Genomic DNA, 14,671 nt, shown 5'->3' on the forward strand with positions numbered 1-14,671 from the left:
GCCGCGGTCCGCGGCCTTGATTTGCATTTCATAGTCCATCACTGTGCGCTTTACGCACAGCGGGCATCGCCCGCTTGAAAAATCCCATGCGTTTTTTCAAGTGAATGGACGATATGATATCTGTCAGCCCTGGTGGTTTTGGGCGGCGGTCAGGATATTCCGCATCAGCAGGGCCCGGGTCATGGGACCCACGCCGCCGGGGACCGGTGTGATACAGGACGCCTTCTGCTCCACAGGGCCAAAGTCCACATCTCCGCACAGCCTGCCGTTCTCATCCCGGTTCATGGCCACATCGATGACCACGGCGCCGTCCTTCACCATGTCCGCCGTAACGAACCTGGTCCGGCCCACGGCGGACACCAGGATGTCCGCCTCCCGGGTGATCTCCGCCAGCCTCTCTGTCCGGGAGTGGCAGAGGGTCACGGTGCCGTCGCTCTGGGTCAGCAGCATCGCCATGGGCTTGCCCACGATGTTGCTCCGCCCCAGCACCACGCACCGCTTTCCCCGGACGGGGATGTCATACTCCCGCAGCATCTCCATGACGCCGGCGGGCGTGCAGGGCAGGAACACCGGCTCGCCGATGACCATCCGCCCCACATTGAAGGGGTGGAAGCAGTCCACATCCTTGTCCGGAACGATGGCGTCGATGATCTGCTCCTCGTCCAGATGCGCGGGCAGCGGCAGCTGCACCAGGATGCCGTCCACCGCGCTGTCCGCGTTCAATTCCCGGACCAGCGCCAACAGGTCCTCCTGGGTCGTCTCCGCGGGCAGCCGGTGCTCAAAGCTCTCAATGCCGCATTCGGCGCAGTCCTTTTCCTTGCCCCGGACATAGACCTGGGAGGCCGGGTCGTCTCCCACCAGAACCACCGCCAGGCCGGGCCTGCGGGACAGCTTGGCCGCCTCCGCCCGCACCTGGTCTTTGACCTTGGCGGCCAGCGCCTTTCCGTCAATGTGCGTCGCCATCCGTGTCTCCCTCCCGCGCCGCCAGGGGCGCCTGTTCCGCTTTCTCCGCTTCCACAGTCTCTGCTATCTCCGCGGCTTCCGCCGCCTCCCGCTCCGCCTTTTCCCGGGCCAGGCAGTTCACCAGCAGATCCTCCGACGAGCGCTTTTTGATGCGGATGTTGTAAAACAGCATCCAGGCGGCCACCGCCGCCATCACCATGCTCAGGGCCTGGGACACCCGGATGGGCTCTCCCAGGATGGTCCAGTCGAACAGATACAGGCTGTCGGTCCGCAGGCCCTCGATCCAGGCGCGGCCCAGGCCGTACCACAGGAAATAGAACCAGGTGTTCTCGCCGTCGAACCGGCGGCCCCTGGACACCACAAACAGGATCAGCAGCAGGCCCACCAGATTCCAAAGGCTCTCATACAAAAAGGTGGGGTGCACCTCGATATACGCGGAGGCGCTGGTCCACAGCCGCATCCGCCAGGGCAGGTCCGTCAGGCCGCCAAAGGCCTCCCGGTTGATGAAATTGGCCCAGCGTCCAATGGTCTGCCCCAGCAGCAGGCCCATGACGGCCAGGTCCGTCATGGCGGCAAATTTCAATTTCTTGTGCCGGGTATAGAGCAGGGCCACGATCACACCCGCGATGACTGTGCCGTAAATGGCCAGGCCGCCGTCCCAGATGGCGATCATGCGTCCCCAGTCCAGACTGCCGTCGGCGTTCCGGTACAGGTCCAGATAAAAGATCACATAGTAGATGCGGGACCCCAGAATGCAGCAGGGCACCGCCCAGAGCACCATGTCCAGCACGTTGTCCTCTGTCAGGCCAAAGCGCTTGGCCTGCTTCATGCAGAGCAGCAGCCCCGCCAGCATGGCCGCAGCCAAAATGATGCCGTACCAGTACACGCCGTGGCCGATGTGGATTGCAATGGGGTCGGGATTGAACTCCCAGCCGCCGAACAGGCCTGGAAAGCTGATCGGCATATCCTTCAAAGCTGTCAAAACAGGATTCTTCCTTTCTTTCTAAACACGGGATGGTTTACGTCTCCCGGGGCACGATCTCGGACAGGACCATCCGGTCCTCCGTCAGGTTGTCCCGCAGGAACCCCAAAACGTCCTCTTTGGAGATAGAATCGAACACCTGGGGGAAGCGGAAGGGGTCATATCCATGGAAATACCCCTCCGTCAGGGAGACGGCGATGTTCTCAAAGGAGTTCAGCCCCCGCAGGTTGGAGCCGAAGGCCGCCCTGCGGACCCGCTGGTAAAAGTCCTCGCCGATGCCCTCCGCCGTCAAGCGGCGGATCTCCTTTTGGATCTCCGCCGTCACCCTGTGCGCGTCCTTGCTGTCGCCGCCGGCGTAGAGGTAGGCCACGCCGGGCATCATCTCAAAGGCGCCGCCGAAGCTGGTGTTGATAAGCCCCTGGTCATAGAGACGCAGGTACAGGGGGCTGGAATCCCCCAGCAGGATATCGCAGGCCATGTCGCCCAGGACAGCGGCGCGCAGATAGCCCTCGCCGTCCTTCACAGGGCGGCATTTGAAGCCAGTGAGGAACTGGGGGCAGGAGACCTCCATAGCAAGGCTGGTCTCCTTCTCCGCCACCGCCTCCGGCTCCGTGCCGTAGTCCCGGGGGATCACCGGACCGCCCTCCCGGGGCAGGACACGTCTCGCCAGGTCCACCACATGGACGGGGTCCACATTGCCCACCACGGTCAGGATCATATTGGAAGGCGTATAGAACGCCTTGTGGCAGTCGTAGAGCGTCTCCGCCGTGATGTGGGAGATGCTCTCCACCGTGCCCGCGATGGAGGTGCGGGCGGTGCTGGTCTGATACAGCGCCTTCATCATGCGGGTGTAGATCTGCCAATCGGGGTTGTCCTCGATCATGCGGATCTCCTGCCCGATGATGCCCTGCTCCTTGGCGACGCTCTCGCCGGTGAAATAGGGGATGGACACAAAGGACAGCAGGATCTTCAAATTCTCTTCAAAATGCTCCGTGGAATCGAAATAGTAGCCCGTCATGGCATTGGAGGTGAAGGCGTTGGGCTCCGCGCCGTTTTTCGCCAGCTCTTGAAGGGCGTTGCCCTCCTTGGTGTCGAACATCTTGTGCTCCAGATAGTGGGCGATGCCGGCGGGAGTGTCCAGCCACCTGCCGTTCAGGCAGAAGCGGGTGTCCATACCGCCGTAGCGGGTGGCGAAAAAGGCATAGCTCTTGGCATATCCCGGCTTGGGGACCACGCAGATCTGCAGTCCGTTGGGCAGCACCTCCCGGTAGACGGACTCGCCGATGCGCTCGTAGAAGCTCTGTTTCATTCCGCCGCCTCCTTTCCCCGCAGGAAGTACACCGTGTCCAGCCGCACCGTCTTCATGGCCTCAAAAATGCGCTGCGGCGTCACGCCGCGCACCTGTGCCGCCAGGTCCTCCGGCGTCTCGGACTGTCCTGTGGCCGCCTGGCCCAGGTAGAAGTTCTCCAGCTTGCCCTGGGAGTCCCCCATGGAGGCGTAGGCGTTCAGCAGGGTACTGCGGGCGCCCTCCAGCTCCCAGTCCTCCAAGTCGCCGTTCTGGACCGCCGTCAGCTGGGCCAGGATCTCGTCATAGGCTTTCTGATAATTCTCAAACTCGATGCCGGAGGAGACGGTGATCATCCCCTTCTGCCGGTGATAGAGGGAGGAGGCGTAGTAGCAGAGGGACAGCTTTTCCCGCACGTTCAAAAACAGCTTGGAATTGCTGCTGCCGCCAAAGAGGGTGTTGCCCATCAGCAGGGCGGCGGTGTCGGAGCTGCCGCAGGAGAAGCCCATGCCCAGCTTTCCCTGGGTCACATCCAGGGCTTCTGTGACTGTATGGACCGCCTCGCGGGCAGGGTGGGTCCGTGCCGCGGCCACATCCCGGATATTGTCCCGGGGCAGGGTGGAGAACGCGGACAGCAGGGCCCGTTCCACCCGCTCCCGGCCGGCGCTGCCGCTGTAAAACAGCTCTAGCTGGGAGGTGGCGATCAGCTGGCCGTACTGGACGTGGAGCTTCTGCAATTGCAGCTTCTCCGCGCTCTTCTCATCCCCCAGCCGGGGGATGCCGTAGGGCTCGTCCGCGCACATCTCCCGCAGGAGACGGCTGTCGGCATAGTCCCGCTTGTCATTGATGAGACTGCGGATGGCGTCGATCAGGTTTGTCTTTTCGCTCTCAAAATAGGCGGGCACAAAGCGGCCCCGCTCCGTGGCCGGGTCGCAGACCAGCTCGCCCAGAAGGTCCGCCACCGGCTCCAAAAGCTTTTCTCCGCCGGGGGCAAAGCTGTCGTCGATCAGGCTGGCGACGAAGCCCACGCACTGGTTCTCCCCCTTCTTCCGGACCGTGTAGTCGATCCGGGCGCCATACAGCTTGTCCAGCCGTGCGGAGAGGCTCCCCATATCCGGATACGTCACGGTGCCCCGCCGCAGCACAGCGGGCAGCAGGGCATAGGCCGCGGCGGTCTCCTGACGGATGGGTGTCACAAACTGGGCGGACAGCAGGCTGGTCTTAAACTTCCGCGCAGGCAGATACGTCAGATATACTCCATCGGCGAGCTTTGTTCTTGTCACTTCCAAGGTCTCAACTCCTCTTCTGTTCCATGCAATATGGAAACATTATAGTATATCTCCCTCCATAATTCAATCATGCAAATTTGCCGTTCTTTTTGCGGGAAAGGCCGTCACGCCAGCTTTATGCCAGCACCCGCAGGAGGTTCTCCCGGGCGATCAGCTCCCGCTCCCGGGCGGACATGCCCAGCTGTTCCAGCCAATAAAACAGGTTTTGGATCTGGGCGCAGTTCTCCAGGCCCTGGGCGCCCTCGTTGCCGGGACCCATGAATTCGCAGAAGTCGAATCCGCAGGCCACATGCTCGATCCCCATGACCTCCGCCATGTGGGCGGCGTGGCGGGCCAGCATCTCCGCCGTCTGTTCCGCGGGGTCTGCGTGGACAAAGGCGTGGTGTACATTCAGCCCCACCACGCCGCCGGTGTCCCGGATGGCCCGGAGCTGGTCGTCCGTCAGGTTCCGGCGGACGCTGCACAGGGCGCGGCAGTTGGAGTGGGAGGCGATCACCGGGCCGTGGGTCTCCCGCATCACATCCCAAAAGCCGCCGTCGTTCAGGTGGGACACATCCACCAGCATCCCCAGGTCCTGCATCCGCCGGACGGCCTGCCGTCCCAATTCCGTCAAGCCGGAAGCGGGATCCCCTCCGGCGCCTGTGGCAAGGCAGTTCTCCTCGTTCCAGGTCAGCATCCCGATCCGGGCGCCGAAGGCGTGATAGCGGTCAATGCCGCCCAGGTCTCCCCCGATGGCCGCCATGCCCTCGATGGCCAGGAAGGCGTACAGCGCTCCCGCCGCCCGGGCCTGCTCCGCCTCCCCGGCAGTCCGGACAACGGACAGCCACGGGCACTCCGCCAGCTCCGCCCGGGCGCAGGCCATCATGATCCGGGTCCGGTCCGCGTCGGTCTCCGCCTCCGGCACATCTCTCCAAAAGGTCTGTCCGGCCGCCGCGCTGGTCCACAGCGCCAGCACCAGGCCCTCCACGCCGCCGCGGCGCAGGCGGTCCAGATGACACCGCTCCAGCACATGATCCTCCCCCGCCAGACGCCGGCGGGTCACGTCATACAAAAGGTCCGAATGGCCGTCAAATACCATGAAAAGCGCTCCTTCATTTTATGATGCGTCCGCTCAAGGGACTCCGCGGTCGTTTCAAAAGGTTCATGCCCCCAGCGCGCCGCCCACCAGGATGCCGAGATAGGTGCCGATGACATAGCCGAAGGTGCCCACCAGCATGACCGGCCCCACCAGGGCGCTCCACCCCTGGGAGATGGCCATGCCCGCGGCGGTGGTGGGGCCGCCGATGTTGGCATTGGAGGCGAGAATGATGTCCTCCAGGTCAAAATGCAGCAGCTTGCCGCCCACAAAGCAGAACAGCATGTTCACCGCCACCATGATGCCGGTGAACGCCAGCAGCAGCGGCGTCTCCCCGAGGATCTTCGGAATGGAGGCCGGCACGCCGATGACAAACAGGAACAGGTAGATCAGATACGTGCCGATCTCCTGGGAGCCGCTGAGCTTTGCCACCTGTTTCTCTCCCCAGGTGGCGCAGGCCATGGCAACGGTGGTGATCCATACATATTCGCTTCCAAAGAAGGTATGCAGCATATGCAGCGCCACGCCGGTATCCGGGATCATCCCGCCGATGAACGCGGCGATCAGCTTGGCCGCGAACACCACCAGCACGGAATAGGCGATGTTCAGGGCAATATCCTTCAGGGAGATGTCCTTCCGGCTCCAATAGGCCGCCGCCTGGGTCTGGGCCCCGGCCAGGTCTCCGCTCTCCGCCACGGCGTCGATATGGGGATGGGTGAAATGCTTCCGGAAGAATTTCATCCCCGCGAACAGCAGCAGGGCGATCATCAGCGCGATGATGGCGCCGGAGATCTTGGACGCCCATATGTACCTCTGCTCCAGCCAGATAGCCAGGGCCACGGAGCACACCAGCAGGGCCAGCAGCGCCCAGGTGTCCTCCGCGGCGATGAGGCTTGCCCGGCCCAGCTTTTCCATAAAGAAATCCGCAAACATAAGCTCTTCTCTCCTTCTCCGGTCCGCCGCATACAGGGCAGGCCACATATCTTTTTCAGTATAGCGCCTGCCCCCACTCTACGCAAGACCGATCTCCCGCATCCGGCACAAAATGGCAGGATCTCCGCATATTCCGCGCTTTTTTTCCGGCGCTGAAATTTTTTTGGCTTTCCGCCTATTTCATCCGTTTTTTCTCTTGACTTTTCCGGCAAATTCCTGTAAACTATTTCATGTTGTAAAGGTATAGGGCTTTACAGAAAGGAGCGATCCCTTGAAAAATCAGACATACCGCATGACCATGCTCTTCGATTTTTACGGAGAACTCCTAACGGACCGGCAAAAGGAATTCTTCGACCTCTATTACAATGAAGACCTCTCCCTGGGCGAGATCGCGGAAAACGCAGGCATCTCTCGGCAGGGCGTCCGGGACGTTATCGTCCGGGCTGAGGCCGCCATGCAGGAGATTGAGGACAAGACGGGCATCATCAAGCGCTTTGAGGCCCAGCGCCCCCATTTGAACGCCATCGCCTCTGCCGCCGCCGAACTCAAAACCATCAACTACCGCCAGTACGAGGACGCACGGCTCACGGAGCTGGCTGACCTCATCACCGCGGAAACCAGCGCTTTGAAGGACTGAATTATGGCATTTGAAGGACTCTCTGAAAAACTGAATGCGACGTTCAAACGCCTGCGAGGCAAAGGCCGCCTGACGGAGAACGACGTCCGGGAGGCCATGCGGGAGGTCCGCCTGGCTCTGTTGGAGGCCGACGTCAACTACAAGGTGGTCAAAGACTTTGTGGCCACTGTCACGGAGCGGTCCATCGGCAGCGACGTTTTGGACAGCCTGACCCCCGCCCAGCAGGTCATCAAGATCGTCAACGAGGAGCTGACGAATCTGATGGGCGGCGCCAACGCCAAGCTGTCCATGGCCAACAACGGACCCACGGTGATCATGATGGTGGGCCTTCAGGGCGCCGGCAAGACCACCACCACCGCCAAGCTGGCGGGCCTGATGCGCCGGCAGTACACCAAGCGCCCCCTGCTGGCTGCCTGCGACGTGTACCGCCCCGCCGCTATTGAGCAGCTGAAGGTCGTGGGCTCCCAGATGGAGCTGCCCGTTTTTGAGCAGGGCCAGGGGGACCCCGTGAAGATCGCCGAAGCCGCCATCCGCCACGCCAGAGACTATGGCAGCGACATGGTGTTTCTGGACACCGCCGGCCGCCTCCATGTGGACGAGACGCTGATGGACGAGCTGAAGCGGATGAAGGCCGCGGTCCATCCCAATGAGATCCTGCTGGTGGTGGACGCCATGACCGGCCAGGACGCCGTGAATGCCGCCTCCGCCTTTGACGAGGCCCTGGGCATCGATGGCGTCATCCTCACCAAGCTGGACGGCGACGCCCGCGGCGGCGCTGCCCTTTCCATCCGGGCCGCCACTGGCAAGCCCATCAAATTCGTGGGTACCGGCGAAAAGCTGGATATGATCGAGCCGTTCCATCCGGACCGCATGGCTTCCCGCATTCTGGGAATGGGCGATATGCTCTCCTTCATTGAAAAGGCTCAGGCCAATTACGATGAAAAGCAGGCCGCCAAGCTGGAGGAAAAACTCAAGAAAAACCGCTTCACCCTGCAGGACTATTACGACCAGCTCCAGCAGCTGCGGGGCATGGGCGACTTGAGCCAGCTGGCTGGGATGATGCCGGGCAACCTGGGCAAGCAGCTCCAGGGCGCCTCCATCGACGAAAAGGTCATGGCCCATACCGAGGCCATCATTCTCTCTATGACGCCTCTGGAGCGGGAAAATCCCCAGATCCTGAACGCCAGCCGGAAAAAGCGCATCGCCGCGGGCTGCGGTCTGCAGGTGGTGGATGTGAACCGTCTGCTGAAACAGTTCGAGATGATGCAGCAGCTGACCAAGCAGTTCTCCAAGGGCCGAATGCCCGGCATGCGGGGCATGGGCGGCAGGATGCACGGCTTTGGCCGCAAGAAGCGTTTCAAATAAGCAAGGTCTCTTTTACAAGGATATAAGTGCACAGCATTTATAGATAGAATTATTTTTATCACATTTTTGGAGGTACAAAATCATGGTTAAGATCAGACTGCGCCGCATGGGCGCCAAGAAGGCTCCCTTCTATCGCGTTGTTGTCGCCGATTCCCGTTTCCCCCGCGACGGCCGCTTCATTGAGGAGCTGGGCACCTACAACCCCTGCGTCTCCCCCGCCGAGATCAAGATCGACACGGACCGCGCCCAGGCTTGGATCAAGTCCGGTGCCCAGCCCACCGACACCGTCAGAGCTCTGCTGAAAAAAGTGGAAGTCCTCTGATCCGGAGGAGTTCAGATGAAGGACTTGCTGCTCTACATCGCCAGAAACCTGGTGGATGACCCTGACGCCGTCTCCGTCACGGAGATCCCGGGCGATCAGGAGCTGACGTTGGAGCTGCGCGTCGCCCCCGACGACATGGGCAAGGTCATTGGCCGTCAGGGCCGTATCGCAAAGGAGATCCGGACCGTCGTCCGCTCCTATGCGCAGCGTACTGGAGTCAAGGTTTCCGTTGATATTGTAGACTGAATAGAGAGAGGACCGGCTATGGCCGGTCCTCTTTTTCGTGGTTCAGGTCCGAACGTTTCTTTGCGTCACGTTCGCTTAACAGATATGCGGTCAATGCCCGTCCGTTCTCCTCCAGGGCTTCCTGCGTATAGCGCGTGTCTATGATCTTCAGCTCAAATTCTGTCAGCAGGATCTTTTTCTCCAGCTCCTCCAGCTTCTGCGGCATCCGCTCCTCCGCGATGGCCGCCAGACCGCAGCGATAGCCTAAATAGAAGCCGTACTGCAGCATACCATAAACCCGGTCGTCCCACACACTTTTGATGTTACGGATATATTCTTTCGCTGTCTCGTCGGCCTCTTCCTCCAATTTGGAGAGAAAGTCCGCGCATTGATTCTGGCGGTTCAGGAGACCGCGGTTGAATCTTGCCAGCGGTTCTGTCAGCAGCTGTTCCTCTACCCAGTCGTGAAAGGCGGTCTCGCCGGTGCCGTCGCTGTAATACTGCTGGAAGATAGCGCAGAGGCCCCTGGGAAAGGCGAAGCGAAAAGCATGGTGCAGATTGTGCCGATAGGCGCCCTCAATGTCTGACAGTTTTCTCCGCTGGGAATCTGTCAGCAGCTTCAACAGGGCGGGTCGTCCTTCTGTGTAGAGCTCTTCCCAGGGGTCTGGGACAAATTTGTCTTTGTCCAACAGATATCCGTGTAAAAGTCTTTTTACACGTTCGTCACTGTAAATCATTTCCTCAATTGCATCTACCTGTTCATTAAAGTTCATTGCCCTTTCCTTTCTATTTATACATGCAATTAAATACATGTAATTTCTGGCATCTTATAAAGACACTTTAACAGGTATATACTAAGTTTGTCAATACAAGTGATGAGATAGGGCGGTGAGATCTTGGCGAAATACGGTACAATCAAAATTCACGCATGGGAGCTTATTCAAAAGAATGGGATTAGTAAAACGAAGCTGTGCCAACGTGCGGAAATGCAGCTGACACAGCTCAATAATTATTGCAACAATGACATTTCTCGTTTGGATATCGATGTTTTGGCAAGGCTGTGTACTGTCCTTAACTGTCAAATTGGTGAACTTTTGGAATTTATCCCGCCGGATCATGCAGATGATTCTTAACCCCGTACTATTAATAGTGCGGGGTTCGTTCCGTTCTATATCTGATTCGCGCTTTCTTCAAAACAATAGCAGAGCCTTGCAGATCTTCTCTAAATATGTAATCAAGTTCCCGGCTATTGGGCCGGGACTTTTTTGTCTGGGGCAAAATGGCGGGTTTCCCGCCCACGGGGCGGGGACGGGGATGTGCCGCTTTGCGGCACGGGAATGCACCCCCCATTTTCTTTGGTTGCGCCAAAGAAAACGGGCCGTGCACGGTCCAAAAGAAAAACGCTTTTTGGTGTCCACAGTTGGCCCATCGGGCCAACTGTGGACGGACGGGAGTTGGTGGTTAGATGTGCCACCAGGTCCGGAAATCTTCTGCCGGATGCGCCGGACTGGGTACAAGTTTAGAACTGCTCCGCCGCAGGTTGGGGGCTTGGGTGCAAATTCGGGGTGGTCGACGAAAGGCTTTCAGCAACAAGCCCCGTGTGTTCCGCTTCGCTACACACTACCTGGGCGATTACATTGGCCGTCGGCGGGTGCGCCGGACTTGGTACGAAGGTAGGAGTACGTGCCCGCATTTGGGGGCGTGGGTGCAGATTTGGGGCGGTCGTCGAAAGGCTCTTACCACTGGCCCCGTGTGTTCCGCTTCGCTGCACATTACCCGGGCGGTTGAATTGGCCTCTGGCGGGTGCGCTGGACTGGGTACGAGTTTAGAACTGCGCCGCCGCAGGTCGGTGGTATGGGTACAAATTTGTGGTGGACATCAAAAGGCTTTCAGCAATGTCTGGTCCCGTATAAGGCCCACACGCAGACGCTTCCGCAAGGAACCAAAGAGCGGCAGCGACAGGAGCCGCTGGTCCTTTCAGCCTTCGCCCGTCCCCGCAATTCTCATTCGCGTGGCTAAAAACCAAAAGATTCAGCAAGACTGTGCCCGCGCCCAACGCAGAATCCAGCACTGACTGCCAACGGTCTCTTTCTGGGACCCCACGTCTCGTCCACACTTGGCCCATCGGGCCAACTGCGGACACCAAAGCGCCTTTCTTTTGACCGGGCGCGGCCGTTTTCTTTGGGCAAGACCCAAAGAAAATGGGGGCGCATTCCCGTGCCGCAAAGCGGCACACTCCCCCTTGCCACTTGGCAAAAAACAAGCTATACTACCTGTATCAACACAAAAGGAGCCACTCCCATGAAACTGGAAACCATCAAAGTTGGCCGCATCGTCAACGCCCACGGCATCAAGGGCGAAGTCCGTGTTCAGCCCCGGGACGGCGATCCCAGCTTTTTGACCCGCTTCAAGACCTTCTATATTGACGGCAAGCCCGTCACTCCCACTGCCAACCACGTCCACAAGAGCCTGGTGCTGATGAAATTTCCCGGTGTGGACGATATGAACGCCGCCCTCTCCTATAAGGACAAGGACCTGTATATCCGTCGGGCCGACGCCCGCCTGCCGGAGGGCGAATACTTCGACGACGAGCTGCTGGGCCTGGAGGTCTATGACGCGGACTCCGGCGCCTGTTTGGGCGAGCTGACCGCCGTGGACCCCTATCCCGCCCACAAGGTCTATACCGTCCGGGGCGCCCGGGAATACCTGATCCCCGCTGTGAAGGATGTCTTTATCAAATCGGTGGACCTGGACCTCAACCGCATGGAGGTCCACGTCTGGGAGGGACTGGCGACGGATGAACATTGATATCATGACCCTCTTCCCCGACTCTGTGGACGCCATGCTGAACGTCAGCATTCTGGGCCGCGCCCAGGAGCGGGGCTATATCGCCATCCGCACCCACCAGATCCGGGAATACACCACCAACAGGCAGATGCAGGTGGACGACTACCCCTACGGCGGAGGCCGGGGCGCCGTCATGCAGGCGGACCCCCTGTACCGCTGCTGGGCGCATATCGTGGAGACCTGCGGCCCCGGGCGGACCATTTTCATGTCCCCCTGCGGCAGGACCTTCACCCAGGAGGTGGCCAAGGAACTGAAAGCGCGGTATGACCATCTGATCCTGGTCTGCGGCCACTATGAGGGCATTGACCAGCGGTTTATCGACGAGTGTGTGGACGAGGAGATCAGCATGGGCGACTTCGTGCTCACCGGCGGCGAGATCCCCGCCATGGCGGTGGCGGACGCCGTGTGCCGCATGGTCCCCGGCGTGCTGCCGGACGCGGAGTGCTTTGAGGAGGAATCCCACTGGAACGGCCTGCTGGAATACCCCCAGTACTCCCGCCCCGCCGTGTGGCACGGCCGGACCGTGCCGGAGATCCTGCTCTCCGGCGACCACGGCAAGGTGGCCGACTGGCGGAGGAAGGAGAGCTACAAGCGCACCATGCGCCGCCGCCCGGACCTGTTTGCCCGGTTTGACGAATCCCAGCTGACCACAAAAGCGGAAAAAAAGGTCCTCCAGCAGGCCAAGGACGAGCTGGCCGCAGAGGACGCGGGAGAAACCGAGTCGTAACACGGAGATGCGCCTCTGCTTTGCCGTCGGCCTTTCCACCGTTATGTCCATCATGAAAGGAGTGTTCTATGAAACTGCTGCGGGATCACCCGATCCCCCTCTTTATCGCATGTATCGCCTTGATCCTGACGCTGGCCGTCCTGAATTTCCCCGGCAACCGGACCATCGATATGAGCCTCACCGCCACGGAGTACCGTCTGGACGCGCCGGATTACGCCGTGGAGCACGTTGTGACCATCCGGGGGCGGGACACCCGGAACCTGCTGGGCAAGGGCCGGTTCCAGGGCACGGTCTCTGTCAGCGGCCTGGAGGAGACGGACACGGCGCAGAGCATCGTACTCACTTTTGGGGAGTCTTTGAAAAAGGAAGGCCGCGTCTCCACCATGGATGCGGAAGGCTTTGTCTCACCTGGCGGAGGGGCGTTTGGCCCTGTGTTTCTCAACCGGAACTACTCGAAATTTGTCTGGATCCTGGCAAATGAGGTTCATGAGACGGGCGCCTCCTACGGCGGCGGTTCAGCCCGCTTTCTCATCAGCGGACCCGCCGACTGGGAGGAAGCCTTTGCCATGGCAGCTAAACTGACCAGAGGATCTTTCTGGGAGCCCCTGTTTTCCGAATAAAAAGGACAGGCACGGTTCTCCGTGCCTGATCTTTTTTAATTTCTGGAACATTTCTCCGCGTCGATGGCCAGCACCAGCATCAGCACCCGCAGGGCGTCCCTGGGCTCCGCTACGTCGATGACATAGGTGTCCGTCCAGTTGAAGAGCTCCTTGGTGATGGTGGCCACCACCGCCCCGCAGGGCTCCGTCACCGTGTAGTCCCACTCCAGAAAGCTGCCCTGGACCTGCCAGCCGTTGCAGTCGATGTCAAACCGGGGGGTGAAGAATGTGAACGCCTTCTGGATGCAGCCCACATAGGCCTCGCCCTCATACAGCTCGAACTTGGGCAGGAGGGTGAGCACCCGCTCCTGCACGGTGCCGATGTGGTCCCCGCAGGCGTTCAGGATGTGGAGACAGTGGCCCCAGGAGAGCTTGCCCTCCACTGTGAACACGGTGTTTCCCGCCTCGTCGTAGATGTCATAGCTGTCGAACCAGCTGAAAAAACGCTGTTTGAACAGGAGTCTCATTCCGGCAGCGCCTCCACTTCCATGGGGATATGCTCCCGGAACAGCTTGGCCGTCCGGTACAGGTACACCAGCTTCAACACCGATACCACGATCACGCCGATCATATCCGCCAGCAGGGCCAGGAGTCCCAGCCATCCGGCAATCGCCGCCAGCAGCACACAGGCAAACATGCCGGCCAGCAGCCCGATATACCATTTCCACAGTTTCCGCCACGCCGCGGAAAGCCCGTCGTCCGCGCCTTCCAGCACATCGGCGTGGGCGTTGAATTCCTGATATACCGCCAGGATGCCCACCACCGAAACAGGCAGCTCTATCAGAATCGTCAGGCCGCCGTCTGCGTCCCGGGCGCTCACAACTGCCAGCAGTACAGCCGCCGCGGCCAAGATCAGCTGCCAGACCGCCGCGGTGCCGTACCGTTCTCCGGCCTCCCGCAGGCGCCACAGGATCGCGGCGCATGCCAGTCCGCACAGCACCCCCAGGATCTCTCCCGCCATTCCCACGGCGGGAAACTCTGCCGCCACATTGTCGTTGCTCATCAGCGTTCCAAGCTCGCTGGGGATGAACAGCCAGAACAGCACCCACAGCCACTTGCCCAGCAGCGGCGCCTTCCGGTCCAGGGCCAGCCGCCGCTGTCTCTCCGCATCGGCCCTCCGCTGCCGCTCCTCCGGCGCCCGGTCCCGGCTCATCCGCCGGGGACAGCCTGTCAAATAGCCGCAGGTGGCACAGATCTCATGGCCCTTCTCCCGGCAGCAGGCGGCGATATCACAGTCGCCGGACAGGGCTCTCCCAGGCCCTGTCTGACAGCCGGGGCACGCCGTCCGCTCCCGCCAGGTGCAGGTCTCACAGTTTTTTCCGCAATATCCCTCCATATACTTCTCCTTTCATGGCTTTGCTGC

General features: G+C 60.5%; 17 protein-coding genes. 8 read left to right on the forward strand and 9 right to left on the reverse strand.

What is annotated here, in order from left to right; genetic code table 11:
• Positions 1-123: 123 nt before the first annotated feature.
• The 6 genes from folD to Q0Z71_RS09920 form a co-directional block, all read right to left on the reverse strand.
• Positions 124-963 (reverse strand): bifunctional methylenetetrahydrofolate dehydrogenase/methenyltetrahydrofolate cyclohydrolase FolD, encoded by an 840-nt coding sequence (gene folD, locus Q0Z71_RS09895; RefSeq protein ID WP_298021708.1) that lies wholly within the window; start codon positions 961-963, stop codon positions 124-126.
• Positions 947-1,945, reverse strand: coding sequence for a prolipoprotein diacylglyceryl transferase (gene lgt, locus Q0Z71_RS09900; protein ID WP_298021710.1), 999 nt, complete (start codon positions 1,943-1,945; stop codon positions 947-949). Before lgt ends, folD begins: the two co-directional genes overlap by 17 nt.
• A 37-nt stretch (positions 1,946-1,982) precedes the next feature.
• Positions 1,983-3,254, reverse strand: coding sequence for an EF-P 5-aminopentanol modification-associated protein YfmH (locus Q0Z71_RS09905; protein ID WP_298021712.1), 1,272 nt, complete (start codon positions 3,252-3,254; stop codon positions 1,983-1,985).
• Entirely contained in the window at positions 3,251-4,513 is a 1,263-nt protein-coding gene (locus tag Q0Z71_RS09910; protein ID WP_298021817.1) for an EF-P 5-aminopentanol modification-associated protein YfmF, read from the reverse strand. Before Q0Z71_RS09910 ends, Q0Z71_RS09905 begins: the two co-directional genes overlap by 4 nt.
• Positions 4,514-4,634: 121 nt before the next feature.
• Positions 4,635-5,597 carry a dipeptidase gene (locus tag Q0Z71_RS09915; protein WP_298021715.1) on the reverse strand — a complete coding sequence of 321 codons (963 nt, stop codon included), beginning with the start codon at positions 5,595-5,597 and terminating at the stop codon, positions 4,635-4,637.
• Between the two features lie 63 nt (positions 5,598-5,660).
• Positions 5,661-6,527 carry a DUF819 domain-containing protein gene (locus Q0Z71_RS09920; RefSeq protein ID WP_298021718.1) on the reverse strand — a complete coding sequence of 289 codons (867 nt, stop codon included), beginning with the start codon at positions 6,525-6,527 and terminating at the stop codon, positions 5,661-5,663.
• A 271-nt stretch (positions 6,528-6,798) separates the two neighbouring features.
• Between Q0Z71_RS09920 and ylxM the strand changes: the two genes are divergently transcribed.
• The 4 genes from ylxM (at position 6,799) to Q0Z71_RS09940 (ending at position 9,097) form a co-directional block, all read left to right on the forward strand.
• Entirely contained in the window at positions 6,799-7,164 is a 366-nt protein-coding gene (gene ylxM, locus Q0Z71_RS09925; protein WP_298021721.1) for a YlxM family DNA-binding protein, read from the forward strand.
• Between the two features lie 3 nt (positions 7,165-7,167).
• A complete protein-coding gene (gene ffh / locus Q0Z71_RS09930) occupies positions 7,168-8,529 on the forward strand; it encodes a signal recognition particle protein (RefSeq protein ID WP_298021724.1) in 1,362 nt (453 codons plus the stop codon).
• Positions 8,530-8,608: 79 nt separating this feature from the next.
• Positions 8,609-8,851, forward strand: coding sequence for a 30S ribosomal protein S16 (gene rpsP, locus Q0Z71_RS09935; protein WP_298021820.1), 243 nt, complete (start codon positions 8,609-8,611; stop codon positions 8,849-8,851).
• A gap of 15 nt (positions 8,852-8,866) precedes the next feature.
• A complete protein-coding gene (locus Q0Z71_RS09940) occupies positions 8,867-9,097 on the forward strand; it encodes a KH domain-containing protein (protein WP_298021727.1) in 231 nt (76 codons plus the stop codon).
• Between the two features lie 16 nt (positions 9,098-9,113).
• Here Q0Z71_RS09940 and Q0Z71_RS09945 read toward each other — a convergent pair whose 3' ends face one another.
• Positions 9,114-9,698 (reverse strand): hypothetical protein, encoded by a 585-nt coding sequence (locus Q0Z71_RS09945; protein ID WP_298021730.1) that lies wholly within the window; start codon positions 9,696-9,698, stop codon positions 9,114-9,116.
• 273 nt (positions 9,699-9,971) lie between these two features.
• On the opposite strand from Q0Z71_RS09945, the gene Q0Z71_RS09950 reads away from it, so the two are divergent.
• From Q0Z71_RS09950 to Q0Z71_RS09965, 4 genes are all read left to right on the forward strand, one after another.
• The gene (locus Q0Z71_RS09950; protein WP_298021733.1) at positions 9,972-10,208 is read left to right on the forward strand and encodes a helix-turn-helix transcriptional regulator; all 237 of its coding nucleotides are present in this window, start codon (positions 9,972-9,974) and stop codon (positions 10,206-10,208) included.
• Positions 10,209-11,376: 1,168 nt separating this feature from the next.
• A complete protein-coding gene (gene rimM / locus Q0Z71_RS09955; RefSeq protein WP_298021737.1) occupies positions 11,377-11,883 on the forward strand; it encodes a ribosome maturation factor RimM in 507 nt (168 codons plus the stop codon).
• Entirely contained in the window at positions 11,873-12,649 is a 777-nt protein-coding gene (gene trmD / locus Q0Z71_RS09960; protein ID WP_298021740.1) for a tRNA (guanosine(37)-N1)-methyltransferase TrmD, read from the forward strand. Before rimM ends, trmD begins: the two co-directional genes overlap by 11 nt.
• 68 nt (positions 12,650-12,717) lie before the next feature.
• Entirely contained in the window at positions 12,718-13,269 is a 552-nt protein-coding gene (locus tag Q0Z71_RS09965) for a hypothetical protein (RefSeq protein WP_298021743.1), read from the forward strand.
• Between the two features lie 35 nt (positions 13,270-13,304).
• On the opposite strand, the gene Q0Z71_RS09970 is transcribed toward Q0Z71_RS09965, so the two are convergent.
• Together Q0Z71_RS09970 and Q0Z71_RS09975 are read right to left on the reverse strand one after the other, a co-directional pair.
• Positions 13,305-13,775: an LURP-one-related/scramblase family protein gene (locus tag Q0Z71_RS09970; RefSeq protein WP_298021746.1), complete on the reverse strand. Its 471-nt coding sequence runs from the start codon at positions 13,773-13,775 to the stop codon at positions 13,305-13,307.
• Positions 13,772-14,644, reverse strand: coding sequence for a DUF3795 domain-containing protein (locus Q0Z71_RS09975; protein ID WP_298021749.1), 873 nt, complete (start codon positions 14,642-14,644; stop codon positions 13,772-13,774). The genes Q0Z71_RS09970 and Q0Z71_RS09975 overlap by 4 nt, the downstream gene beginning before the upstream one ends.
• Positions 14,645-14,671 lie beyond the last annotated feature (27 nt).

The organism is uncultured Dysosmobacter sp. (genome assembly GCF_947631635.1).
Classification (GTDB): Bacteria; Bacillota; Clostridia; order Oscillospirales; family Oscillospiraceae; genus Oscillibacter.